Origin of the sequence: Plasticicumulans acidivorans, assembly GCF_003182095.1 — a bacterium.
In the GTDB taxonomy this organism is placed as follows: domain Bacteria; phylum Pseudomonadota; class Gammaproteobacteria; order Competibacterales; family Competibacteraceae; genus Plasticicumulans; species Plasticicumulans acidivorans.
In genome coordinates, this window is sequence record NZ_QGTJ01000004.1 from 40,785 (window position 1) to 66,222 (window position 25,438).

At 67.9% G+C, this 25,438-nt stretch carries 21 protein-coding genes; 11 read left to right on the plus strand and 10 right to left on the minus strand.

Annotated features, from left to right (window positions below):
- Position 1: 1 nt before the first annotated feature.
- Together C7443_RS08030 and C7443_RS08035 are read left to right on the plus strand one after the other, a co-directional pair.
- Positions 2–850, plus strand: coding sequence for an ABC transporter permease (locus C7443_RS08030; protein ID WP_110018083.1), 849 nt, complete (start codon positions 2–4; stop codon positions 848–850).
- A 101-nt stretch (positions 851–951) separates the two neighbouring features.
- Positions 952–1,833, plus strand: a complete 882-nt coding sequence (locus C7443_RS08035; RefSeq protein WP_425467072.1) for a glycine betaine ABC transporter substrate-binding protein — start codon at positions 952–954, stop codon at positions 1,831–1,833.
- 105 nt (positions 1,834–1,938) lie between these two features.
- On the opposite strand, the gene C7443_RS08040 is transcribed toward C7443_RS08035, so the two are convergent.
- From C7443_RS08040 to C7443_RS08060, 5 genes are all read right to left on the minus strand, one after another.
- Complete coding sequence (locus C7443_RS08040) at positions 1,939–3,177, minus strand: M15 family metallopeptidase (protein WP_110018084.1); 1,239 nt, start codon at positions 3,175–3,177, stop codon at positions 1,939–1,941.
- Positions 3,174–3,800 carry a hypothetical protein gene (locus tag C7443_RS08045; protein ID WP_110018085.1) on the minus strand — a complete coding sequence of 209 codons (627 nt, stop codon included), beginning with the start codon at positions 3,798–3,800 and terminating at the stop codon, positions 3,174–3,176. The genes C7443_RS08040 and C7443_RS08045 overlap by 4 nt, the downstream gene beginning before the upstream one ends.
- A 194-nt stretch (positions 3,801–3,994) precedes the next feature.
- Complete coding sequence (locus C7443_RS08050; RefSeq protein ID WP_110018086.1) at positions 3,995–5,275, minus strand: MFS transporter; 1,281 nt, start codon at positions 5,273–5,275, stop codon at positions 3,995–3,997.
- A gap of 160 nt (positions 5,276–5,435) precedes the next feature.
- Entirely contained in the window at positions 5,436–6,632 is a 1,197-nt protein-coding gene (locus C7443_RS08055) for a porin family protein (RefSeq protein WP_110018087.1), read from the minus strand.
- A gap of 1 nt (position 6,633) precedes the next feature.
- The gene (locus C7443_RS08060) at positions 6,634–7,146 is read right to left on the minus strand and encodes a type 2 periplasmic-binding domain-containing protein (protein WP_110018088.1); all 513 of its coding nucleotides are present in this window, start codon (positions 7,144–7,146) and stop codon (positions 6,634–6,636) included.
- A gap of 357 nt (positions 7,147–7,503) precedes the next feature.
- Between C7443_RS08060 and C7443_RS08065 the strand changes: the two genes are divergently transcribed.
- The 7 genes from C7443_RS08065 (at position 7,504) to C7443_RS08095 (ending at position 15,882) form a co-directional block, all read left to right on the plus strand.
- Positions 7,504–8,484, plus strand: coding sequence for a dipeptidase (locus tag C7443_RS08065; protein ID WP_110018089.1), 981 nt, complete (start codon positions 7,504–7,506; stop codon positions 8,482–8,484).
- 2 nt (positions 8,485–8,486) lie between these two features.
- A complete protein-coding gene (locus C7443_RS08070) occupies positions 8,487–9,008 on the plus strand; it encodes a 4-vinyl reductase (RefSeq protein ID WP_110018090.1) in 522 nt (173 codons plus the stop codon).
- Positions 9,009–9,128: 120 nt separating this feature from the next.
- On the plus strand, positions 9,129–11,177 hold the full coding sequence (locus C7443_RS08075; RefSeq protein WP_110018091.1) for an FAD-dependent oxidoreductase: 2,049 nt from the start codon (positions 9,129–9,131) through the stop codon (positions 11,175–11,177).
- Between the two features lie 83 nt (positions 11,178–11,260).
- Positions 11,261–13,207, plus strand: coding sequence for a DUF3483 domain-containing protein (locus tag C7443_RS08080; RefSeq protein ID WP_110018092.1), 1,947 nt, complete (start codon positions 11,261–11,263; stop codon positions 13,205–13,207).
- Positions 13,204–14,430 (plus strand): electron transfer flavoprotein subunit alpha/FixB family protein, encoded by a 1,227-nt coding sequence (locus C7443_RS08085; protein WP_110018093.1) that lies wholly within the window; start codon positions 13,204–13,206, stop codon positions 14,428–14,430. Before C7443_RS08080 ends, C7443_RS08085 begins: the two co-directional genes overlap by 4 nt.
- The gene (locus tag C7443_RS08090) at positions 14,420–15,187 is read left to right on the plus strand and encodes an adenine nucleotide alpha hydrolase family protein (protein WP_110018094.1); all 768 of its coding nucleotides are present in this window, start codon (positions 14,420–14,422) and stop codon (positions 15,185–15,187) included. The genes C7443_RS08085 and C7443_RS08090 overlap by 11 nt, the downstream gene beginning before the upstream one ends.
- Before the next feature lie 176 nt (positions 15,188–15,363).
- Entirely contained in the window at positions 15,364–15,882 is a 519-nt protein-coding gene (locus C7443_RS08095) for a hypothetical protein (RefSeq protein ID WP_110018095.1), read from the plus strand.
- 113 nt (positions 15,883–15,995) lie between these two features.
- Here the strand turns inward: C7443_RS08095 and C7443_RS08100 are convergent, their stop codons facing one another.
- A complete protein-coding gene (locus C7443_RS08100; protein ID WP_110018096.1) occupies positions 15,996–16,937 on the minus strand; it encodes a DMT family transporter in 942 nt (313 codons plus the stop codon).
- A 99-nt stretch (positions 16,938–17,036) separates the two neighbouring features.
- On the opposite strand from C7443_RS08100, the gene C7443_RS08105 reads away from it, so the two are divergent.
- Positions 17,037–17,834, plus strand: a complete 798-nt coding sequence (locus tag C7443_RS08105; RefSeq protein WP_110018097.1) for an AraC family transcriptional regulator — start codon at positions 17,037–17,039, stop codon at positions 17,832–17,834.
- A 6-nt stretch (positions 17,835–17,840) separates the two neighbouring features.
- Here C7443_RS08105 and C7443_RS08110 read toward each other — a convergent pair whose 3' ends face one another.
- The 4 genes from C7443_RS08110 to C7443_RS08125 all read right to left on the minus strand — a co-directional run bounded on the left by C7443_RS08110 (position 17,841) and on the right by C7443_RS08125 (position 23,737).
- On the minus strand, positions 17,841–19,574 hold the full coding sequence (locus C7443_RS08110; RefSeq protein ID WP_110018098.1) for a bifunctional protein-serine/threonine kinase/phosphatase: 1,734 nt from the start codon (positions 19,572–19,574) through the stop codon (positions 17,841–17,843).
- Between the two features lie 61 nt (positions 19,575–19,635).
- Complete coding sequence (locus C7443_RS08115) at positions 19,636–20,445, minus strand: formate/nitrite transporter family protein (protein WP_110018099.1); 810 nt, start codon at positions 20,443–20,445, stop codon at positions 19,636–19,638.
- A gap of 928 nt (positions 20,446–21,373) precedes the next feature.
- Positions 21,374–22,570 (minus strand): hypothetical protein, encoded by a 1,197-nt coding sequence (locus C7443_RS08120; protein WP_146213266.1) that lies wholly within the window; start codon positions 22,568–22,570, stop codon positions 21,374–21,376.
- A 276-nt stretch (positions 22,571–22,846) separates the two neighbouring features.
- A complete protein-coding gene (locus tag C7443_RS08125; RefSeq protein ID WP_110018101.1) occupies positions 22,847–23,737 on the minus strand; it encodes a LysR family transcriptional regulator in 891 nt (296 codons plus the stop codon).
- A 337-nt stretch (positions 23,738–24,074) separates the two neighbouring features.
- On the opposite strand from C7443_RS08125, the gene C7443_RS08130 reads away from it, so the two are divergent.
- Positions 24,075–25,244: a branched-chain amino acid ABC transporter substrate-binding protein gene (locus C7443_RS08130; protein ID WP_110018102.1), complete on the plus strand. Its 1,170-nt coding sequence runs from the start codon at positions 24,075–24,077 to the stop codon at positions 25,242–25,244.
- Positions 25,245–25,438: the final 194 nt, after the last annotated feature.

Genomic DNA, 25,438 nt, shown 5'->3' on the forward strand with positions numbered 1-25,438 from the left:
CGTGGATGACAAATGGCTGCCGATCGGCGACTACGTGAAGGACTTCGTCGATTTCCTGCTCAACCACTTCCAGTGGCTGTTCGACATCATCGCGGCGAGCATCGGCTGGGTGTCCGGCATCGTCGAATCGCTGCTCACCAGCATGCCGATCTGGCTGCTTGGCGGCCTCCTCGTCGGCCTCGCTTTCTGGCGCGTCGGTAAGGGCTTCGCGCTGTTCACCCTGGCGGCGATTGCCGTGCTGCACGGCATCGGGCTGTGGGACCAGACCGTGGTCACGCTGTCGCTGGTGCTGGCCTCGACGGTGGCGGCGCTGATCGCCGGTATTCCGCTCGGCATCTGGGCGGCGCGCTCGGACCGCGTCGAGGCGGTGGTGCGCTCGCTGCTCGACTTCATGCAGACCATGCCGGCCTTCGTTTACCTGATCCCGGCGGCGATGTTCTTCGGCCTCGGTCGCGTGCCCGGCATGTTCGCCACGGTGATCTTCGCGATGCCGCCGGTGGTGCGTCTGACCAACCTCGGCATCCGCCAGGTCCGCCGCGAGATGATCGAAGCCGGCCTCGCCTTCGGCTGCACGCCGACGCAGCTGCTGTTCAAAGTGCAGATCCCCAACGCGATGCCGTCGATCATGGCCGGTATCAACCAGACCATCATGATGGCGCTGTCGATGGTGGTCATCGCCTCGATGATCGGTGCCGGCGGCCTTGGTGACGAGGTGCTGCGCGGCATCCAGCGGCTCGACGTCGGCCTCGGCTTCGAGGGCGGTCTCGGCATGGTGCTGCTGGCGATCATCCTCGACCGCATCACTGAAAGTTTCGGCCGCGGCCGCAAGGCGCCGCGCGCCGAGCACTGAGCTTCCGCCACTCCGGTTTCCCCCACCCCCCGTATGAGTCCGCTGCCGTCCACCCCCGGCGGCACGCGGCCTCCTTTTCCCAGCAGCAGGAGTTTGTCCCGATGATCAAAACCTTGCGCCATACGATGAAGAACCTGCTCGGCAGTGCGATCGTCGCTGCCGGCCTCGCCGCCGGTGCCGTGCATGCCGAGGACAAGTCGATCAAGATCGGCTGGACCGCCTGGTCCGACTGCGAAGCGACCACGCAGATCGCCAAGCAGATCCTCGAACAGAAGCTCGGCTACAAGGTCGAGCTGGTGCTCGCCGATATCGGCCTGCAGTACCAGGGCGTCGCCAAAGGCGATACCGACGTCATGCTGATGGCCTGGCTGCCGACCACGCACCAGAACTACTGGGCCAAGTTCAAGGATCAGGTCGTCGACCTCGGCATCCTCTACGACAACGCCAAGCTCGGCTGGGCGGTGCCGACCTACATCCCGGAAAGCGAGCTGAAGTCGATCACCGACCTGACCAAGCCCGAAGTCAAGAAGCAGCTCAAGGGCACCATCCAGGGCATCGACCCGGGCGCCGGTCTGACCCAGGCTTCGGAGAAGGTCATCAAGGCCTATGAGCTCGGCTATCACCTGCAGACGGCCAGTGACGCCGCGATGGTCGCCGCGCTCGACCGCGCGGTGAAGCGCAAGGAATGGATCGTCGTCACCACCTGGAGCCCGCACTGGATGTTCGCGCAGTACCCGCTGCGCTACCTCGACGAGCCCAAGGGCGTGATGGGTGGCGCCGAGGCGATCCACGCCGTCTCGCGCAAGGGCTTCGAGACCGATCACCCGTCCGCCGCGGCGTTCATCAAGAACCTCAAGCTGCCGCTGTCCGACCTCGAAGCGATCATGCTGAAGGCCAAATCGACCTCCTTCGAGAAGGAAGCCGCCGCCTACATCGCCGCCAACCCGGACAAGGTCGCCGCCTGGCTGAAAGGCGTGCAATAAGCCGGCAGTGGCGTAGAGTAGAAACGTCGCCCGCGTTCAGCGGGGGATGTTGACAGCAAGGGTCGGGTGACCAGGCACCCGACCCTTTCTTTTGGCCGGAGGGTTCTACGCACCGAGCAGCGCCTTCGCTCGTCCCAGCAGCCGCCGGCGGTCCGCCAGCCCGTTCAAGCCGCCGTTGATGCGGCGGGTGACGGCTTCGAGGTCGTCGCGGTCGGCCAGGGCGTTGATCTCGCGCAGTGACCAGTACCAGCCGGCGACGTCGACGCAGAGGCGATCATCGGTGGCGACGCGGGCCGGGTCGGCGACGACGTCGACATCGAGGCCGCTGGTCTTGCTGTATTCGGCGTAGTTGGCGCGGCCGGTGAGCTGGATCAGGCCGCGGCCCTTGTAGCGGCGGCCGTCGCCGGGCTGGGTGTTGCCGAGGTCGCGGCGGCCTTCATAGGCCGCGCCGCTGGCGATCTCCTCGCGGTAGCGCAGCTCGCCGCTCTCGTGGCCGATCTGCGCGATGAAGTGCGCGGCGCGCAGCGGCGTGGTGATGTCGTGGCGCTGCATCGTGTCGATGATCGGCGCCGCCAGGGCGGCGAGCGCGTCCTCGGCGGCGGCGAGGAAGATGAACTGCAGCAGCACGGCATCGAGCGCGCCCGGCAGCGTGGCGCACAGCGCGCGCAATGTGGCATCGCCCGGCTGCACGCAGCCGTCGCCCTCGGCCATGCCGATCATCTTTTGCTGGAAGCCGCGCACGGCCTCGGTGGTCTTGGTGCCGAAGATGCCGTCGGGCTTGAGCAGTGGATCGAGGCCGAAGCCTGCGGCGTTGAGGTTGAGCAGGCGCTGTATGGTTTCGACGTCGTCGCGCTGGTTGGTCTGGCGAAAACCGACGGTGCCGGCCAGCCGCGGCATGCGCCCGAGGGGTGCAGCGGCCGGTGTCGGCGGGGCGCTGACCACCGGGGTGGCGGCCGGCGCGGCGGCGACGGCGGCTTTGCTGCCGGCGCTTTCACGGCGCTCGAAGTGCGGCACGTCCTTGAAGCTCGACCAGCTGCCGCCCCAGCGGTTGGCGCTCGGGTCGAGGCTTTCCCAGAACTGGCCGAGCTGGCGCACGCGCTCGTCGTCGTAGACCAGACGCAGGCTGCCATCGGGCTGCTCGACGAAGAAGTTCAGGTCGATCGCCAGACGTTTGAGATGCTGGCTGTTCATCGTCTTGCTGCGGCCGTCGCGCAGGTACATCGCCTGCTGTTCCGGCGTGCGGTAGAGCTCGCCGCCGGTGATCGTCAGGCCCAGTTCCGGTGCCTTGCGGATCAGCTCGGCGACGTGCTGCAGGAAGATGGCCTGCTGGCGATTGAGGCTCATGGTGCGCTCCTCCCTTCGCTGGAGGTGGCGCGGGCCAGCGCTTCCAGCTGCTCGCCCTTGCGGTGGCTGCCTTGGCTGGAGCCGAAAAAGAACTGGATGATCGCCGACAGGCCGACGCCGAGCAGGAAGCCGAGCACGGTGTCGATCATGCGCCAGGCGTCGGGGTTGATCGGCGCCTGCTTGAAGACGCTGGCGCCGATCACCGCGAAGATGAAAAAGAAGGTCAGCCCGGTGATCAGGTAGGCGTAGTAGTAGGTGAAACGGCGCACGAAGCGGTCATCGTTGGCATCGCGCTGGGTGGCGGCGGCGCGGGCGTTGGCGGAGTCCTGCACCCGCAGGCGTTCCATCTCCAGCTCGTGTGCCTCGCTGGCCTGACGCGTCGTCAGCAGCTGCTCCTGATTGGCGAGTTCGAACTCCTTGAGCTGGCGCCACTGCTCGTCGCTGAGTTTTTCATCGGCGATGTCGTTGACGTCGATGCCGGTCTTGTCGTGGATCAGTTCGGCGACCTGCTGGGTGCCCTGGTCGAGGGCGCCGCGGAACACACCGCTGAGCAGGTCGAGGCCGCGTTTGGCCAGTGCCGGGGCGACGGCGGACACGGCAGCGGCGATCAATGGGGCGGGCATGGTGCTGACTCCTTCGGCCTGGGCGGTATGGCCGGCTGCGCGGGCAGGAACCCGGCGGCCGGTGCATCGGCCGTCGGGCACGCATCCAATGGGGTCAGCCTAGTCGATCAGTGTGTGAATTTTCTGATGATGGCCCGCCGGTTAGCGCAAGGAGGCCCGCTCCGGCGCCGATCGCCCGAGGGGGGATGCCGGTTTCAGCCGGGTTCGCCCGGGCGTACCGCCGAAGCGCCGATTTCGAGCGCCCGCGGCGTCGATTCGGGCAGCGGCACCGGGTCGTCGCGGCCTTCGCGCGGCAGCAGTTCCGGGTAGCGCAGCAGCCGCCACAGTGACAGCACGCCGAGCAGCACGGCACTGGCGCCGGGCAGCGCGAACAGGCCGATCGGGCCCATGTATTCCATCAGCCAGGCCACCGCGGCCGGGCCGAGCGTGGCGCCGATGGAGTAAGAGATCAGCAGCAGGCCGGCGGCCGGCACCATCTGTTCCGGGCGCACCTGATCGTTGGCCATCGACACGCCGAGCGGATAGACGGTGAACGACAGTCCGCCGTACAGCGCGGCCAGACCGAGCAGCCAGTAGCGTGCGCCGTACCACAGCTGCAGCCCGCTGCCGTTGAAATAGAGCAGCAGCGCATGCATACCGGCGCAGGTGACGACGATCAGCAGGCAGACCCAGACGAGCACGGCGCGGCGGTCGAAGCGGTCGGACAGCCGCCCGACCGGGTACTGCAGCAGCAGGCCGCTCATCACCAGAGCGCTCATGAACTGCGCGATCTGCGAGACCTCAAGGCCGAGGTCCTGCGCGAAGATCGGCCCCAGGCCGTAGACCGCGCCGCAGGAGATGCCGGACCAGACGCAGGCACTGGTGCCGACCGGCGCGCCGCGCAGCAGCTCCATGATGCTCAGGCGCACACGTGTCTGCGGCAGCACCGGCATCTTCGCGCGCGACAGCGACAGCGGCACCGCCATCAGCGAAAACAGGATCGTGGCGATCAGGAACAGGCGGTCGTTGTGCGGATCGGCGAGGTTGAGCAGGAACTGGCCGGTGCCGAGCCCGCCGTAGGTGACGATCAGGTACAGCGACAGCAGCGTGCCGCGGTTCGACGGATTGGCGCGGGCGTTGAGCCAGCTTTCGATGACCACGTAGATGCCGGCGATGCAGAAGCCGGTTGCGGCGCGCAGCGCGATCCACAGCGGTGGCCAGTCGGAGAGCGGAAACGCCACCACCAGCGCGGCGTTGATCGAGGCCAGCACGGCGAAGGCGCGGGTGTGGCCGATGGCGTTGATCATGCGTCCGCAGATCAGGCTGCCGGCGATGAAGGCGGCGTAATAGCCCGAGGACATCAGGCCGATGATCTCGTTGGAGAGTCCTTCGATCGAGGCGCGCAGACCGAGGAAGGTGCCGAACATGCCTACCGCCAGGCTGAGCAGCGCGACCGAGATCAGCAGGGCGAGAACCGAGGACAGCAGCGATTGCATGGGACACCGGGCGCGCGGGCGCGGCTTGAGAATGGGGGGAGCGGGTGTTGCCCGCCGCACGGGGTGAAGAGCGGCGAGTTTTCAGTATCGCGCGGTATCGCCAAAGCGACATACCCGGCGGCGACATGGCCTTATGTGGCAGCGTCGCTGGCCACCGCGCTCAGAAACGGTAGGAAATCTGCGCCATGCCCATGTTCCAGGTCTTGGCGGCGTCCAGCAGATCGTTTTCCGCCGAACTGAGGAAGGCGTTGCCGATGGTGTGGTGCCATTCCAGGCGCAGCGACAGGTCCGGGCGCGGTTCCCAGTTCATGCCGATGGAGTAGTCCTTGGCGTAGCGGTTGTAGTCCGGCCCGCGGCCGGCGGCCTCCGCTTTTTTGCCCCAGCGGTCGCGGTTGTCGAGGATCATCAGGTCGGCGCGGGCGAAGACGCTGAGGTCGGGCAGGATGCGGTAATCGCCCTGCAGGTAGGTGGTCAGCCGCACGGCATCGTCGAAGGCCACGCCGCGTGAGCTTTCGCTGGTGATTTTCCAGTCGGGCTCGGCGTACTGCAGCGACAGCGCCACGCTCTTGTAGCTGAAGCGGAAGCTGTCGAGGCCGAGCGAGGCGCGCGGCTTGGTCAGGTCGTAGGAATATTCCTGGTAGCTCAGCGCGGCGCTCCAGCCGAGCTGCGGCTCGGGGCCGTCATAGCGCAGCTGTGCGGTGATTGCCCGCCGCGGCTCGAACTCGCCGGGCAGGTCCTTGTTGAAGATGATGTACTCCAGCGAGCTGCCGCCGGGCACCGGCTCACCGAAGCTCAGCTTCAGGCCCAGCGTGCCCCACGGCCGGTAGAGATCGCCGTAGACCAGAATGCCCTGCGAGCTCATCGCGAACGGCCGGCCGCGCTCGGTGTACATCGACTGCGGCAGGATGATGCCCGGGCGTGTGAACGGTACGTCGCGGGTTTCGTTGTAGAAGCCGAAGGGGTTCTTGAAGCGCCCGATCATGACCCCGGCGGCGTCGGTGAACGGCGTCTGGAAGGTGGTGTTGACGAAGGCGTAGTCGAGGCGCACGCCGTCATCGACCGAGGCTGGCGCTTTGCGATACAGCGCCTGCGCCGCGAACGACATGCGGTCGGTCCACTGCCAGTGCATGTTGGCCGCCGCCTCGGTGAAATCGAACGAGCCCCCCGGCTTGCCGCTGCGGTTGAAGTTGTTCGAGCTCGAACTGGAATTGAAATAGCCCTGGCTGACGAAGCCGTTGAAGTTCAGGCCGTAGCGGTCCGAGGTGGACAGCGGATAGGGGTCGGGTTCCGCCGCGACCGCGCCGACTGGCAGCACGCATGTGCAGCACAGCAACAGGAAGAAAGGCTTGCGGTCCATTTCAGCGTCCCTGTTCGAAGTAGAGGACCTTGACGGCATCGGTCACTTCGCTGCGCCGGGCATAGCCGATGGCGCCGGGCGTGTGGGCGACGGCGTCCAGCAGTGCCCCTTCCGTCGGCATGACGTTGGGCGAGGCGGCGAGGCCGGTGAAGATGACGCGATCCCAGGCGGCGCGCAGATTGGCACCGTAGATGCCGAGGACTTCGCGGCAGAAACGCTCGTGAATCGGGTCGCTGTCGGACAGCGTGAACACCTTGACCGGCGTGCCGTTCGGCCAGTTGCGCAGGCGTAACGCGAAGATCGAACGCAGGCTGTTGCTCGACAGCCGGTCGAGCGACAGGTCGCGGCGGGTGACGATGACGATCGGATCGGCGTCCTGCGGATCGTCGGCGGCCACCGGCACCCCCAGCTGGCAGCACAGCAGCAGCAGGGCCAGCAGGGCGCGCGGCAGCCATGCAGTTCGTCTGCGGGCGAGGGTGGGCTTCTCGGCTGAGGAGTCCCGACGGACATCCATCTGTTCTCTGGCTCCTTGGCGTGATGCGGGAATGACCCGCTGACCTGTCTGCGTCGGGCGTTGCCACTAGGGAACTTCTGCGCATTCTTGCACGGCGCCAGCGCGGCGTCAGGCCAATTGACGCGAGCGGCAACCGGGCTTTGCAAGGACTTACCTGCCTGCGTCATCTGTGTGCCTCACCGGGACTGTCGTAGTCGGGATGACGCATTCGTGCAAGTCGCTGTCGCTGGCGGGCCAAGGGCGGCGGCGGGGCGGGGCATAGACTCCGGCCATCAGCACACCGGCCGGAACCGCCCGGCGGATGCCGAGCACCGATCCGTACCGCCACCGTGCCGCCACACAGGAAGCGAACGAGCCATGACTCCCCAGGAACTGCATCAGGATGCCATCGTCATCGATGGCCTGATCATCGCCAACTGGTCCCGCGCGATCTTCGAGGATATGCGCAAGGGCGGGCTGACCGCCGCCAACTGCACCTGCAGCGTGTGGGAAAACGCCCGCGGCACGCTGGACAACATCGCCCGGTGGAAGCAGTTCTTCCGCGACAACGCCGACCTGATCACGCCGGTGCACACCACCGCCGACATCCTGCGCGCCAAGCAGGAAGGCCGCACCGGCATCATCCTCGGCTGGCAGAACCTCTCCGGCATCGAAGACCAGATCCCGTTCCTCAAGGTGTTCAAGGATCTCGGCGTCGGCGTCATGCAGATGGCCTACAACACGCAGAACCTGGTCGGCACCGGCTGCTACGAATCGAAGGACGGCGGCCTGTCGGACTTCGGCCGTGAAGTCGTCGCCGAGATGAACGCCGTCGGCATCCTCTGCGATCTGTCGCACGTCGGCTCGAAGACCTCCGAGGATGTCATCCTCGAATCGAAAAAGCCGGTCGCCTACACCCACTGCCTGCCCTCGGGCCTGAAGGAGCATCCGCGCAACAAGTCCGACGCGGAACTGCGCTTCATCGCCGAGCGCGGCGGCTTCATCGGCGTGACCATGTTCACCCCGTTTCTGGCCAAGGGCATCGAGTCGACCGTCGACGACTACGTCGAGGCGATGGACTACATCATCAACATCGCCGGCGAGGACAGCGTCGGCGTCGGTACCGACTTCACGCAAGGCTACGACCAGCCGTTCTTCGAGTGGCTGACCCACGACAAGGGTTATCTGCGCCGGCTGACCCGCTTCGGCAAGATCAAGAACCCGACGGGCTTCGAGACCATCGGCGAGTTCCCGAGCCTGACCGCGGCGATGCTGCGTGCCGGCTGGTCCGAGACCAAAGTGCGCAAGGTCATCGGCGGCAACTGGATGCGCGTGCTCAAAGACGTGTGGGGGGCCTGATCATGGGACAGCCGCAGATTCCGCTCGAAGTCGACGACGTCACCGGCTGGTGGAAGGCCGATGCGCTGCCGATGATCCTGGTGCCGCAGCACTTCTTCGTGAACAACCACAAGGCGATCGAGGCCGCGCTCGGCGTCGCCGAATACCGCAAGCTGCTCGATGCCGCCGGCCACAAGTCGGCCTACTACTGGTGCCAGCAGGAGGCCGCGCACTACGGCTTCACGCCGCTGCAGACCTTCGAGCACTACCTGCGCCGGCTGTCACAGCGCGGCTGGGGCATGTTCTCGATCGAATCCTTCGACCCGGAAAGCGGCCACGCCCGCATCCGCCTCGACCATTCCTCCTTCGTCAACCAGTACAAGCAGGCCGATCACAAGGTCGACTACATGTTCAGCGGCTGGTGGGAAGGCGCGGTCGAGTACGTCGGCGACGCGCTCGGCAGGCACTACAAGGTGCACGCCGAAGAAATCCAGTGCGCCGCCGAGGGCGCCGAGTACTGCCTGTTCGAAGTCAAGCCGGTCTGAGCACCGGCTGACGTTCCAGCCAATCGGGTGTTGAAGCGGCGGCCGCCGGCCGCCGCACGGGGAGCGTGCGCCCGTCGTTCGCCACGGCCCCGCATCCTTCGTTGCCAGAGAGAGACCGCCATGGGCCAGTTCGACAAGCTTCTGGAGCCGCTGCGGATCAAGCACGTCACGATCCGCAACCGCATCATCAGCACCCCGCATGCCGAGGTCTACGCCGAAGACGGCGTGCCCGGCGACCGCTACATCCGCTACCACGCCGAAAAGGCCCGGGGCGGCATCGGCATGACCATGTTCGGCGGCTCCAGCTCGGTGGCCACCGACAGTCCGGCGCAGTGGTGGAAGTCGCTCGACTTCAGCAACGACAAGATCATCGTGCCGCTGCAGAAGCTCTCGGACGCGGTGCACGGCCACGGCGCGGCGCTGATGGCGCAGATCACCCATATGGGCCGGCGCAACCGCTGGGACGGCGGCAACTGGCCGCACCTGGTGTCGCCCTCGGGTCTGCGCGAGCCGGTGCACCACGCCACCGCCAAGACCATCGAGCTCGAAGACATCCAGCGCATCATCAAGGCCTTCGGCCAGGCGGCGCGGCGGGCGAAGGAAGGCGGCCTCGACGGCATCGAGCTGTCGGCCGACCACCAGCAGCTGATCGACCAGTTCTGGTCGCCGCGCACCAACAAGCGCACCGACGGCTACGGCGGCAGCTTCGACAACCGCATGCGCTTCGGCCTGGAAGTGATCGAGGAAGTGCGCCGCTGCGCCGGTGACGACTTCCTGCTGTGCCTGCGCATGTGCGCCGATGAATTCCACCCGGACGGCATCGACCACGAGGAGGCCATCCGCATCGCCCGCTTCTACACCGAGACGGGCCTGATCGACCTGCTCAGCGTCACCGGCTCCGGCGCCGACACCCATGCCACGCTCGCCAACTGCATGCCGAACATGGCCTACCCGCCGGAGCCGTTCCTGCATCTGGCTTCCGGCATCAAGGCCGAGGTGAAGATCCCGCTGATCCACGCCCAGGGCATCCGCGATCCGCTGCAGGCCGCGCGCATCCTCGACGAAGGCCACGTCGATCTGGTCGGCATCACCCGCGGCCACATCGCCGATCCGCACTTCGTCAACAAGATGCGCGAAGGCCGCCTCGACGAGATCAAGCAGTGCGTCGGCGCCAACTACTGCATCGACCGCCAGTACCAGGGCCTCGACGTGCTCTGCGCGCAGAACGCCGCCACCAGCCGCGAGGCGGTGATGCCGCACCAGTTCAGCAAGGCCGAGGTCAAAAAGCGCATCGTCGTCGTCGGCGGCGGCCCGGCCGGTCTTGAGGCCGCCCGCGTCTGCGCCGAGCGCGGCCACACGGTGACGCTGTTCGAGAAGGAGCCGGAGATCGGCGGCCAGGTGCGCTGGGCGGCGAAGGCGCCGGCGCGCGACCAGATCGGCGGCATCGTGCGCTGGTTCGGGCTGGAGCTGAAGCGGCTGAAGGTCGACCTGCGCCTGAACACCGCCGCCGATGCGGCGATGATCCGCGCCGAGCAGCCCGATATCGTCATCATGGCCACCGGCGGCGTGCCGTTCATCGATCAGTTCCCCGGCTGGGGCGCGGCCGAAGGGCTGTGCGTGTCGACCCACGACATCCTCTCCGGGCGCGTCGAGCCGAAGGCCAACGTGCTGGTGTTCGACGTCACCAGCCTGTTCGCCGGCGCCACCACGGCGGACTTCATCGCCAACCGCGGTGCGCTGGTGGAGATCGTCACCCCCGACCTGCACGTCGCCGAAGGCATGGGCGGCACCACCGTGCCGGTCTACAACAAGCGTCTGGCGGAGAAGGACGTCATCTGCACGCCCAACACCTTCCTGCACGAGGTCTACCGCGAGGGCGACAAGCTGATCGCCGTGCTCGAAAACGAGTACACCGGCCGCCAGGAAGAGCGCGTCGTCGATCAGGTGGTGGTCGAGAACGGCATCCGCCCGGCCGAGGCGCTGTACTTCGAGCTCAAGGCCGAGAGCCGCAACCACGGCCAGACCGACCTCGACACGCTGTTCGCCTACCAGCCGCAGCCGGAGATTTCCGGCGAGGGCTTCCTGATGTACCGCGTCGGCGACTGCATCTCGCCGCGCGACATCCACGGCGCGATCTACGACTCGCTGCGTCTGTGCAAGGACTTCTGAGCGCCGCCCGACGCGCCTGACGCCCCGCCCCGTGCGGGGCGGCCGGCGCGCGCGCCGCGCCCCAACCCCATGGGGTACTGCCGATGAATGCCCTGATTCCCGGTCTGCTGGTGCTGGCCAGCCTGCTCGCGCTGGCCGCGCTCGCCGTGGCCCGCGCCGCCCGCTGGCGCGCCGGCCGCGCGGCGGCGGTCGACGCCGTCGCCGGCCTGCTGGCGATGCCGGGCCGTTACCTGCATGACGTGCACGACGCCGTGCTGCGCGACCCGGTCGGCCGCGCCAAGGCCGGCGACACCGGCCGCGCCGCCGCCCGCATGCACATGCTCACCGCCGGCGGCTTCATCGCCGCCACCGCCCTGATTCTCGCCGTGCACCTGTTCGCGCTCGGCGGTGTCGTCCTCGCCTGGCTGCTGCTGGCGTTTCTGGCGCTGATGAGCGCCGGTCTGCTGCGCCTGTACGCACGACGCAAGCCCGAGGTCTCGCCGCGGCTGTCGCGCGGCGGCTTCGACCGCCTGCCGTATGCCTTCACCGCCTTCATCGTGTTCTTTGCCATCGCCACGCTGCCGGCGGCGGGGCTGATCGCGCCGTTTTCCTGGGCCTCGCTCGGCGGCCTGGCGCTGCTCGCGCTCGGCGCCTGGGCCTGCATCGAGCTGTACGTCGGCATGGGCTACGGCCCGCTCAAGCACGCGCTCAACGGCGTGCTGCACCTGGCGTTTCACCCGCGCCCGGCGCGCTTTGGCGCGACCACGCCGGATTCGGCATTGCAGCCGCTGCCGGCGACGGCCGAGCGCCTCGGCGTCGAGCAGCCGCGCGACTTCGCCTGGAACCGTCTGCTCGCCTTCGACGCCTGCGTGCAGTGCGGCCGCTGCGAGGCGGCCTGCCCGGCCTTCGCCGCCGGCCTGCCGCTGAACCCGAAGAAGCTGATCCAGGATCTGGTCGCCGCCAGCGGCACGCACGGTTCCGACCTCGGCTACAGCGGCAGCCCGTACCCGCAGCGCCCGGTCGGCAGCGCCCACGGCGCCATCGACAAGCCGATCATCGGCAGCGGCGCGATGATCCACCCGGACACGCTGTGGGCCTGTACCACCTGCCGTGCCTGCGTCTACGAATGCCCGATGATGATCGAGCACGTCGATGCCGTCGTCGACCTGCGCCGCTTCCAGACGCTGGAACTCGGCGCCACGCCGAACAAGGCGCCGGCGGTGCTCGAAGAGCTCAAGGCCACCGATACCGTCTGCGGCCGGCCGACCAGCGCTCGCCTGGACTGGGCGGCGGACCTGCGCCTGCCGCTGCTGGCCGAGGTCGAGCACACCGAGGCGCTGCTGTGGATCGGCGAGGGCGGCTTCGACATGCGCAATCAGCGCACGCTGCGCGCGCTGGTCAAGCTGTTGCGCGAAGCCGGCATCGAACCCGCCGTGCTCGGCGCCGAGGAGCTCGACTGCGGCGACGTCGCCCGTCGCCTCGGTGACGAGAAAACCTTCGAGGCGCTCGCCCGCCGCAACATCGCCACGCTCAACGGCTACGCCGGGCGCTTCGCGCGCATCGTCACCGCCGATCCGCATGTGCTGCAGGTGCTCGGCAGGGAATACCCGGCCCTCGGCGGCTACTACAGCGTGGTCCATCACTCGACGCTGCTCGCTGAGCTGATCGAGGCCGGCCGCCTCAAGCCCGCCGCCGATGACAGCGGTCGCCGCGTGACCTTCCACGATCCCTGCTACCTCGGCCGCTACAACGGCGAGGTCTCGGCGCCGCGGCGCGTGCTCAAGGGCATCGGCATCAAGGTCGTGGAGATGAACCGCTCCGGCATGCGCTCCTCCTGCTGCGGCTGGGGTGGCGGCTCGACCTTCACCGACGTGCCCGGCAAGCGCCGCATCCCCGACGTGCGCATGGACCACGTGCGCGAAACCGGCGCCGAGCTGGTCGCCGTCGCCTGCCCGAACTGTGCGGTGATGCTCGAAGGCGTGGTGCAGCCGCGCGCCGATGTCGCCGATCTCGCCGAACTGCTGCTGGCTGCCGTGGAGGCCGGGAAATGAGCACGACACCGCGTCTGCGCAACATGCGCCGCCCGCGCCTCGAAGGCAGCGGCCGCGTGCGCCGCGACCCGCGCGCCGAGCGCCTGTACTGCGGCGAGCCGGCCGGCGAAACCCTCTCCGCGCGCGGCCTGCCGCGCCGTGATCCGCGCGCCTGGTACGCCGCCGGGCCGCAGGCCAACGGCCGGGTGCGCATCGACCGCAGCCAGCGCCCGGGCAGCGCCAGCGTCGCCGCCAGTGCGCCGCTGCGCGCCGCCGAGCCGGCACTGAAGACCGTGGTCATCGCCGAGCCGGCGTTCTGGGTGCTGGCGGTGCCGGACCTCGATGACGGCCGCCTGTCGGCACACGACCGCGACGTGTTCGGCGGGGCGCGGCTGCTGGCGGCCGACGGCGGCGCCGTGGTCGCCGTCTGCTTCGGCCCGGCCGAAGGGCTCGACCTCGCCGGCGCCGACCGGGTGCTGCAGTTCGACGCCGCGGTGTTCGCCGGCTACGCGCCGGAAGCCCGTGCCGCCGCCGTCGCCGCGGTCATCGCCACGCTCGATCCGCGCCACGTGCTGCTGCCGGATACGCCGATCGGCGGTGGCGATCTCGGCCGCCGGCTGGCGGCACAGCTCGGCGAGACTGCCGCGGTGCGCGTGCAGAAGCTCAGCGCCGGCGAGGCCATCGCCCGCGGCAACGGCGGCCGCAGCGACTACCACATGGCGCCGCCGCGCCTGCTGCTGCTGGCGCCGGAAGCCGCCGATCCGCTCGGCGGCGTGCGTCACGAGGCGCTGGCGCTGCCGGTGCCGGAGCTCGACACGCCGACGCGGCTGCTCGATCGCGGCCTGCTGGCGATCGATCCCAACAGCGTGCCGCTGGCCGAGGCCGATTTCATCTGCTCCGCCGGCAACGGCGTGCACGACTGGAGCGCCTTCCATGCCGTCGCCGCTGCGCTCGGCGCCACCGAGGGCGGCTCGCGCATGGTCTGCGACGCCGGCCTGCTGCCGCGTCACCGTCAGGTCGGCGCCTCCGGCACGCTGGTCGATCCGCGCTGCTATCTGGCCTTCGGCATCGCCGGTGCGCCGCAGCATCTGCAGGGCATCACCCGCTGCGAGCGAGTCATCGCCGTCAACACCGATCTGCACGCCGAGATGGTCAAGCGCGCCGATCTGGCCATCGTGCAGGACGCGCAGCGGGTGATGCCGGCGCTGACCCGGCTCATCGAGGAGAAGCGTCATGGCGCTTGATATCGCCGTTCTGGTCTCGGTCGGCCGTCATCCGGCCTCGGCGCGCAACCGCCGCGCGGTGCTCGATGCACGTGCGCTGGAGCTCGCGCTGAACGTGCCGGGCGCCAACATCCATCTGATCCACGCCGGCGACGCCGACGAGCCGGCGCTGCGCGAATACCTCGGCATGGGCGTCGAGCGGCTGAGCGTGCTCGGTGTGCCGGCGCACGCCGATGTGCTGCCGGTGCTGGTCGCGCACCTCAAGGCGCTGCGCCCGGCGCTGGTGCTGTGCGGTGCGGCGGCGGAGCAGGGCGCCGGCAGCGGCGAACTGCCCTACCGTCTGGCCGCGGCGCTGGGCATGCCGATCGTGCCCGCGGTCGCCGGCTTCGAGCTGCACGGTGGTCGTGCCCAGCTGGCGCAGGCGCTGCCGCGCGGCCGCCGGCGCGGTGTCGAAGCGGCGCTGCCGGTGCTGCTCAGCGTCGACCGCGCCGCCCCGGAGCCGCGGCAGAGCGCCTACGCCCGTGCCCAGCGCGGCCAGATCGAGCGCATCGCGGTGCCCGCCGCGCCGCTGTGGCAGCCGCCCGGCGAGGAGCAGCCGGCGCGCAAGCGCCCGAAGCGCCTGAAGCTGATCAGCGGCAGCGGTGCCGAGCGCATGCGCGCCGCGCAGGGCGCGGCCGCCAGCGCCGGCAAGGGCCAGCTGCTGGTGCAGCCGGAACCGGCCGCCGCCGCGCAGGCGATCTACGACTACCTGCTCAGCGAGGGCATCTTGCGCGGCTGAGCGGGCTGCTCGCGAAGCGCCTGAGAATCGCTTGATAACTGTTTGATATAAAAGTTATTTGTGTTGCGATCGCGGGCTGCTGGTCTAATCTTGAGATAGCGCGCCGGGTGCCTGTGGCGCGCCGCTCGATGTTCAGGATCGGCATCGTGGATCATCTGCCCGGGAGGGAGATCGCCATGAATGCACCACGTCTCGCGCAGCGGGGCCGCCTCGTCGTCGCCATGGCCATGGCGCTGGCCGGCGCCGCTGGGGCACATGCCGAGGGCGTCGGCGGATTCACGACGCACGGCGAGCGCTATCTGCACACGCTGGCCGACAGCGGCTGGATTCCCCTGAGCCTGCAGACCCCGGTCCGTCTCGATGAGCTGGGGCCCGGCGAGCGTTACCTGATGAACCTGAATGCTGCGCTGTGGCGCCCGCAGGGCACTGAGGATGCGGAGCAGGCGCTGTACGGCAGCGGCTATGTCACTCCCGGCGAGCGCTACCTCGCCGATCTGGCGCTGGTCGGCTGGCAGCCGGCCGGCGTGACCTTCGACGCGCTGACGCTCGCGCTCGGGGCGGCGACGGCGGGGGACCGCTACGTCATGCAGCTCGATGATGCGAACTGGCGGCCGCTGATGCTCGGCCCCGGCGAGCTGATCATGCCGCCGGCGCGCTTCTGTCCGCCGGACGGCGGAGCGGGCGCCCGCTGCTAGCGGCGCAAGCAGATACGGGGTGCCGCGACGCGCCGCGCGGGTCGACGCTCAGGCTCCGACGCGGCGTGCCGGAGCCTGTTTTATCGGAGCGGGCTGGCCACCCGGCGGCCGCTTCAGGCGCCCGTGGCCGCGCGCTGCCGGCGGCGTTGCCGCCATGACGGCAGCCAGACCTGGGCATTGACCACCAGCAGACCGACCAGCACCAGCAGCGCACCGATCAGGAAGGCGGTATCGGGGCGCTCGTGCAGCAGCAGCACGCCGAAGGCCACGCCGAACAGCGGGCTCATGAACGACAGCACACCCAGCCGCGCGGCCAGATAGCGGCGCAGCAGCCAGAACCAGATCAGGTAGCTGGCGAAGGCGACGATGACGCTCTGGAAGCCCAGGCTGGTCCAGACCAGCGGCGTGGCGTGGAACTGCGCCTGGCCGCTGAGCCAGGCGCAGGGCAGCAGCACCAGGCTGGCGATCGCCAGCTGGTAGAACAGGGTCTGCGCCGCCGGGGCCTCGCTGAGCCGGCTGCTGCGCACCGCCACCGTGGTCAGCCCCCAGGCGGCGCCGGCGCACAGGCCCATCAGGTCGCCGAGCAGCCAGTGCGCCGAGCGCGGGCTGCCGCCGTGCAGGCTCGGCAGCAGAAAGGTGATGGCGATGCCGGTAAAGGCGATGCCGATGCCCAGCCACTGCAGGCGGCTCAGGCGTTCGTCCGGCAGGCGCAGCTGCAGGCCGAGCGCGGCGAACATCGGCGCGGTGTAGAGAAACACCGCCATGTGCGAGGCGCTGGTCCAGCGCAGGCCCTCGGCGACGAAGAGGAACTCCGCCGCGAACAGCAGGCCGACCACCAGCCCCGAGCGCAGGGCGACGCCGGGCAGCCAGCGGTCGCGCGCGATCAGCCGGCTGAACAGCCACACCAGCAGCGCCGCCACGCCGGAGCGCAGCGCCACCTGCAGCAGCGGCGCCACCTCGGTGGCCACCGCCTTGATCGCGACCTGTTGCAGGCCCCAGATCAGGCACAGCACCACCATGATGGCGGCGGCACTTGCGTCTACAGCGCGTCTCATCGTCGAACTCGTCGTCGTTGCGGCGCGCCAGCATCGGTGCGGCGGGGTGAGGTGATATAGCTTGAAGCTGCCAACCGATGGTGAGGAACTGCCAGCGCCATGAAAAACCGCGACACCGCAGCCGGGCCGCACCTGTGCACCCCGCCGTTCACCGAGACGCTGCCGGCGCCGGTGTTCTGCCGCACCGAGCACATGCCGGCGCACGCCCGCTATGCGCCGATGCGCCATCCCTGGGGCGAGTTCGTCTACTCCTTCAGCGGCGTCACCGAGGTCAAGGCCGGTGCGCAGCACTATCTGGTGCCGCCGCAGCAGGGCGTCTGGATCGCGCCGCAGACCGAGCACACCGGCCTCAACCATCAGCAGACGGTGTACTGCTCGGTGTATGTCAGCCTGGCGCTGTGCGCCGCGCTGCCGGCGCAGTCCTGCGTGGTGCTGGTGTCGCCGCTGCTGCGCGCGATCCTCACGCACCTGCGCACGCTGCCGGACGCGGCGGACAGCCCCGAGCGCACGCGGCTGCTGCGCGTGCTGGTCGACCAGCTGGCGGGCTGCGCCACCGCCGGCAGCTACATTCCGCACAGCGCCGACCCGGAGCTCGACGCGGTGCTGCAGGCGCTGCGCGAGCAGCCGGCCGACAACCGCTCGCTGGCGCAGCTGGCAGCGGCGTTTCACTTCAGCGAGCGCACGCTGATGCGCCGCTGCCAGCGCGAGCTCGGCATGTCGCTGACCGAATGGCGCCAGCGCCTGCGCGTGGTGCGCGCGCTGCCGCGGCTGTGCGCCGGGCACAGCGTCGAGGCGGTCGCGCTGGATCTGGGCTACGCGACGTCCTCGGCCTTCATCGCCATGTTCCACCGCCTGACCGGCAGCAGCCCGGCGCGCTTCGTCGCCCGCACGCAGTAGGCTGTTTCAGCCGCGCAGATGGCCGCCGACCAGCAGCAGCACGATGAGTACGGCCAGCAGCGCCGAGACGCCTTTCCAGAACGCCGCCGGATGGCGCTCGATCAGCGCCGGCCGCGTCGCACGCAGGAATTCCGCGTTCGGCCGGCGCAGGTCGTGGACGAACTCGGCGACGTCGGCGTAGCGCAGCTGCGGGTTCGGCTGCACCGCCTTGCGCAGCGTGGCGTCGAGCCAGGCGGGGATCTCGCGCTGCTCGTCGAGCACGCTGCGGTAGCGCAGCCGGCGCTGCGCCGCCGGCGTGCGCGCCCCCGGCACCGCGGTGCCGTAGGGCAGGCGGCCGCTGAGCATTTCGTAGGTGATGACGCCGAGCGAGTAGAGATCGGAGCGCAGCGAGCCGTTTTCGCCGAGGAAGTATTCCGGCGCCGTGTACTGCTCGGTGCCGAGGATCGCCTCGCCGGCCAGCGGCGCGGCGGTTTCCAGCAGGCCGGCGACGCGCACCGCGCCGAAGTCGATGATCTTCACCGTGCCGTGGGCGTCGATGATGACGTTATCCGGGCGCAGATCCTGATGCAGCATCTCCAGCCGGTGAAATGCGCGCAGCCCTTTGGCGATCTGCTCGACGATGCCGCGCACGGTTTCCAGCGGCGGGCGCGGGTGGTCGAGCAGCCACTGGCGCAGCGACTGGCCTTCGAGGTACTCGAAGGTCACGTACAGAAAATGGTGCGGGCGCGGCTGCGCGGCGGCCTTGAGCACGTGCGGGTTGTCGATGCGCCGCGCGATCCATTCTTCGAGCAGCAGGCGTTCGAGGTGCGCGGCGTCGTCGCGCAGGCTCGGCGGCGGGATCTTGAGCACCAGCCGCGCGCCGCTGTCGCGGTCTTCGGCGAGGTAGACGTGGCTGCGTGCGCTGGCGTGCAGCTCGCGCAGGATGCGGTAACCGTCGAAGTCGCGGCCGGTGTCGAGCAGCGGCGGCAGCGGCCATTCCGCGATCTGCTGGCGCACCGCCTCGGCGTCCTGCGCCGGCAGCGCCTCGATGCGCACCAGCTGCAGCGTCAGATTGTCCGGGCTGCCGCGGCGGAAGGCCGCGGTGACCAGCTGCTGCGCCAGCGCGTCGAGATCCTCGCCGGTGGCCAGCGCGGCGATGAGCGTGGCGGCATCGAGGTATTCGTAGACGCCGTCGGTGGCGAGCAGGAACACGTCGCCGACTTCGAGCGCGAGGCTCAGGTAATCGATGTCGAGATGGGCGTCGAGGCCGAGCGCGCGGCCGAGGTAGCTCTGCTCGCGGGTGACGTAGACGCGGTGATCCTGCGTCAGCTGTTCCAGCTCCTGCCCGCGCAGGCGGTAGATGCGGCTGTCGCCGACGTGGAACAGGTGCGCGCGGCAGCCCTTCAGCACCAGCGCGCTCAGCGTGCAGACGTAGCCGCGGTCGCGGTCGTAGCGGTACGGGCTGCTGCGGGTCTGTGCATGCAGCCAGGAATTGGTCGCCATCAGCACCCGCTGCGCGGCTTTTTTCACCGTCCACGCCTGCGCCGTGGCGTAGTAATCCTCCAGGAAGCTGCGCACCGCCGCGGCACTGGCGACATGCGCCACCGCGCTGCTGCTGATGCCATCGGCCAGCGCGATGGCGATGCCCTTGGTGTCGAGCTGGCGCGTGGCCGGCACGCAGGCGCCGTGGAAATCCTGATTGATCGCCTTGCGGCCCTTGTCGCTGTGCTGGCCGATCGTCACCCGCAGGGCTGCGGACATCGCACCTCCTTACCGCCGGCCGTGCAGCGGCCCGTTTTGCGCGGGCCGCTGCGCCGGGGTGTTACAGCACGCGCTTGGGCGCGGTGCGCACGTGGGTCGAGTACAGCGTCAGGCCGACGAAGGTGATGCCGCCGACCAGATTGCCGAGCACCGTCGGAATCTCGTTCCAGACCATGTAGTCGTAGATCGAGAAATTGCCGCCGAGCATCAGCCCCGAGGGGAACAGAAACATGTTGACCACGGAATGCTCGAAGCCCATGTAGAAGAACACCATGATCGGCATCCACATGGCGATGACCTTGCCGGTGACGTCCGTCGACACCATCGCGCCGACCACGCCGGTCGACACCATCCAGTTGCACAGCACGCCGCGGATGAACAGCGTCAGCATGCCGGCGGCGCCGTGCGCGGCGTAGCCGACGGTGCGGCTCTCGCCGATCGAGCCGATCTTCTGGCCGACGATGTTGGGCTCGGTGGAGAAGGCGAAGGTGACGATGATCGCCATGAACAGCGCCACGGTCAGCGCGCCGGCGAAGTTGCCGATGAACACCAGCCCCCAGTTGCGCAGCACACCGCCGAGCGTCACCCCCGGACGCTTGTCGAGCAGCGCCAGCGGGCAGAGCGTGAACACGCCGGTCAGCAGGTCGAAGCCGAGCAGATACAGCATGCAGAAACCGACCGGGAACAGGATCGCACCGACCAGCGGCTGGCCGGTCTGCACGGTGATGGTGACGGCGAATGCCGCCGCCAGCGCGAGGATCGCGCCGGCCATGTAGGCGCGGATCACCGTATCGCGGGTGGACATGTAGATCTTGGATTCGCCGGCATCGACCATCTTCGTGACGAATTCGGCTGGTGCTACGTAGGACATGTCTCTGGTCTCCGTGGGCCGCAAAAGGCGTCCTGCACTGAGGCGGCGGTCCAAAAAAAGGGCGGATGTCTGCAAACCACCGACCGCAGCGGGCCGGCGGGGCGGAAGGTCCCCGCGTCCGCTGGCGGACCGGCGGGGCGATTCCGTGACAGGCGGAACCGCAGCCACTCAGGCAGGGATCGCGCCAGCTGCGCGTGCCATGCGGCCGATTACCCCCAAGGGGTTATGCCGTCCGATCTCTAAAGAGGCAGTGGTTTCGGCAAAAGGCTGTCATTGGCCTGCCGACTGGGGCTAAGCCCGTGTATTGGTTGTGGTAATTGGCATGGCGTCGGCATGGCTGCGCGCTTTGTGGCGGTGCAGCAGCGGGTTTTCCCGCCCCCATGCGGTGCGCGACACTCGCAGGCGCACGAACTGGGCGCTGGTGCTGCATCGACAAACTTCACTGGCGCATTTGGCCGTGGTGCACAGGCGAGGATTTACCGCGCGGGGGCGTCGCAGCTGGACGCAGGCTGACAGGCGAAGACTGGAGGGCGCGATGTCCAGCATTTCACAACATGTGCATTCATGTGGGGGCGCCAGTAAGGGGGACTTGGCCGAAGGCCAATAAAAAATGGTATTCAATCTTTGGGTGCGTCATAGCGAATATCCCGTCGTTTATGCGTTCAGTAGTCGTTCCGCATATAAGCCGTAAACGGCGATGCAAAATACATCGTCCGCCTTGATTTCCATGATTATGACGAGCTTGATTCAGCTGTTGCAGTGGAGTGTCGTAGTGGCTGGCTAAAAAGCGTCGCTGGCTTTGATGCCCAATGCTTTGATCCATTGTAAGTAATCAATGTTGCGCGTGGCCGGCGTTTTTCCTTGATTGACATACCCTTGTCTGCCAGCGGCGAGTGTTAATGCCCATGGTTCTGCCTTTTGATCATTTTTAAAATCTATAGCCAAAATTTAAATTCATTCCCTCTACGTCGTTTTCTCCTCGTGTATAGGTGAGCCCCAATTCGAGTTTTTCATAAACAAACTGTCCCGCTTGCACTCGGGTGCCGATGGAAATCCCGAAGTCCTGCCAGCGTTCGCAATAGAGCGGGTCGCCATTGAAGCGGGTGTCGATGATCCAGGCGCGCCAGCGGGCGCCGCGGCCGAGGAAGGTGTCGTGTAATGGACCGGCGATGTCGAAGCCGTTACGCATGGCGTGATTGCTCAGGTCGTAATCGACGTCATAAACGCCGCCATCGCTGGTGCGAGAGCGGTATTCGGTGAGCTGGTTGCTCATGCCGAATTCGATGCCGGTGCTGCGGTCGTACCAGCGTGTACGGCTGGTGAGCGAGGCGGAGTACAGATAGGCGCTACCCTGATTCTCCCGTGAGCCACCCGCACCAAAGCGCACGGCGGGAATCAGCGTCCAGCCAGGTGAGATCGGCATGTGCAGTGCGGCGCCACCGCCGTAGGTAAACGACTGGCCGCCGTCGCCTTCTCCGCGATCGAGCAGACCGGACAGCGTTAGCTTGTAGCCGTCGCGCAAGGCCAGCGTGTAGCCGAAAGGGGTTTTGCTGCTGGAGCGGCGCATGTCGCCGAGTTGCCAGCGCTCCCCGCTGAAGCCGGCACTGACGATCCCGAAGTGACTGCCGCCACCGGTCCCGCCGTAGCCTTCGCTGGCGCTCGCAATGGCGAAATCCTGAGCACCCATCACTGCCATCAGGCTCGTCGGGTTACCGGCGATCGGATCGGCAGGTTGCGTGCGCGCCGGATTCTGCTGGAGCTGCGTGTAGATGAACTCACCCTGTGCGGCGAGGTAGTGCAGCAACAGGTCCCGGCTCTGGGTTCGGGTGCTTCCGTCAAAGCTCAGATCGATGCCGAGTGCAGGAACGCTGAAACTCAGCCGGGTCGAGTTCGATGCAAATCGTGCGGTTGCGGGCAGTCCGCGTACATAGACGGAAGCATCGACGGCCGAGACGCCGACGACATAATCCGGTGCGAGCGAGCGAAACGATGTTTCCAGCCCCGCGATGCTCGCTGAATCTCGAATGTCAAATGCAGGCAGTGCCTGCGTGCGATCCGTTCCGCCGTCGACACTGATAACGAGCGTGACCTCATCGCTTGCCCTGGCGGAGGATGACAGCAGCAATCCACATGCGAGTACCCGTCCAATGCGTAATAGCCGACACATCCAAATGTTCCTTGGCGTCAATTAACTCAAACTGTCCAACTTGGCAGATTTAAAATAAGAGTTTTGTATTTAATGTGTGAAGTGCATCACAGATGCTTCGCTCCATTCGGTTTGATTTGGATGTCATTGGTTGAAAAATGCATCGGAGCGCATCTGTCTTTCTGATGACTATGCCGACACGACAGTGCTTTATTGCGTAACGCCATGGCATCGCAGTCGTGCTGCAGCCGCCGTTCAGCCGCCCCACACCGACTTCATGAACTGCACGAAGCGCTGCAGGCTCGGCGAGACGCCGCCGGCGTCCCAGCAGGCGCAGACGGGGATGTGCTCGTGGACGTCGTCGAGGGCGCGCACGACGACGCCGCGGCGCAGTACGTTGCGGGCGCAGCCGGCGTAGACGGTGACGCCGATGCCGCCGGCGACCAGGCCGAAGATGCCTTCGCTGCTGGAGGCTTCCTGGACGATGTCCGGGTAGAAGCCGTGGCGGTGGCAGATGGCGAACAGGCGGTTGCGGTAGGCGGTCCAGTTTTCGCCGCTGCCGAGGATGAACGGCTCGCGCGCCAGCGCATCGAGGCTGGTGCTCGGCGCATCGAGCAGCGGATGCGTGGCCGGCAGCAGCGCGACGTAGGGCTGCTGCTCGAAGGCGTAGTGCTCGAAGCGCCCGTTATCGAGCAGGCCGATCATGAAGCCGAGGTCGATGCGGTGTTCGAGCAGCGCCGCCTGCTGCGCGGTGGTCGGCATGAAGCTCAGCTCGACGCGGATGCCGGGGTGGCGGCTGCGAAAGGCGCGCAGCAGCTCCGGCAGACGGCCGTTGATGGCGAAGTCCATGTAGGCGATGCGCAGCTCGCCGCTGAGGCCCTCGGCGGTGCGGCGGGCGAGGCTGACGGCGCGTTCGAGATGGCCGAGCGCCAGCCGGCATTCGGCGAGAAACACCGAGCCGGCCTCGGTCAGTTCGACGCTGCGCGTGGTGCGCTGCAGCAGCGGCACGCCGATGCCGGCTTCGAGTTCCTTGAGGGTACGGCTCAGCGCCGGCTGCGTGACGTTGAGCCGCTCGGCCGCGCGGTTGAAATGCAGCTCCTCGGCGAGGGCGATGAAGAAGCGGATCTGGCGCAGGTCGGGACGCATGCGGGCGCTGGCTCGCAGATTGATAACCGGGAGGGCATCAATCTGGCCCGGATCGGAATTTCTCGCAAGCTGCCAAATGATGCAGATTCCGTTTCAGGTTTCCCGCGATGCGCAAGCATCTGTGCCATTACCGCCGAATGGCGTATGACCGCCCCCCTGCCCACGGTCGACGCCGCCCATTATTTGAGTCTTACGCACAAGGCCGTGCCCCCCGTTCGCCGCCACGACCGGGGGAGGCACCAGGGATGCGCCAGCGCGGGAAGCCACCGTGCCCGCCGCCCCTTCGCCGGCGGCGGGCCCGGCCCTGAACCCCCAGCCGCCGCCCCGGAGAATGATCATGAGGATTCGCCCCGCCTTCCGCCGCCTCGCCGGTGCCGTCCTGTGCAGCCTGCTGCTCGGCCAGTCCGCCGCCTTCGCCAGGGAGACCGTGAAGATCGCCTTCATCGGTCCGCTGACCGGCGGCATTTCGGCGCACGGGATCGGCGGGCGCAATTCCGCCGAGCTGGCGGTGCAGCTGCGCAACGCCGACCCGAACGCCAAGTACACCTATGAACTGGAAGCAATGGACGACGAGTGCAAGCCGAACGTCGGCGTGCAGGTCGCGACCAAGGCGGCGTCGGACAAGAGCATCGTCGCGGCGATCCCGTTCTACTGCTCGGCGGTGGCGATCGCCGCCGTCGACGTGTTCCACAAGTTCCGCATGCCGATGGTGGTGTGGGCGGCGGTGCTGCCGGAGATCACCTACGGCAACGATTACCAGGAGGTCAACCGCGTCAGCTCGACGCTGATCAACCAGAACAAGGTCGGTTCGAAGTTCCTCGTCGAGCAGGGCTACAAGACCTGGGTGTCGATCCACGACACCACCGACTACGGCAAGAGCATGCACAAGTACTTCGCCGAGAACCTGCCGGCCAACGGCGGCAAGCTGCTCGCCGAGTTCGGTGTCGGCTCCGACCAGCAGGACTTCACCGCCGAGCTCACCCGGATCAAAGAGCTCAACCCCGACGTGATCTACTTCGGCGGCCTGACGCCGCTGGCGGTGCGCGTGATCACGCAGATGGACAAGCTCGGCATCAAGGCGCAGTTCCAGGGCACCTCGGGCATCTTCGGTGACGCCTTCATCAAGAGCCTCGGCGCCGAGGCCGAAGGCGTGTTCACCACCTACGACATGCCGCCGGTGGAGCAGCTGCCGGGCGGCAAGTTCTTCCTCGATGCCTACGCCAAGGCCGGCTACAAGGAGGGCTTCGAGGCCTACGGCCCGTATGCCTTCGCCGCCACCAGCCTGCTGCTCGACGTCATCGAGCAGGTCGGCCCGGACCGCAAGAAGGTCATCGCCGCGCTGCGCGACACCCACGGCAAGGATTCCATCGTCGGCAAGATCGAGTTCGACGACCACGGCCAGAACATCACGCCGATGACGACGATGTATGTCGTGCAGGACGGCAAGTGGGTGGCCTGGGGTGAAAGCGACTACGCCAGCGGCAAGCGCAAGCTGAAAAACCTCTGAGCCGCCGCGCGCCCCCGGCCCCGTTGTCTGCCGCGGGGCGGGGGCTGCGACTGCGTCGCCCGCGGCGCTTTGGCTCCCCGGCGGGGCGGGTGAGGCGGGCGAGCTTCCTCACTCCGGGTGCCGCCGCCGGCGGCCGTCGCAAACGACACACCAACGCCCGGCGCTTGCGGCCCCGCCTCTCTGGCGGTGAGCCG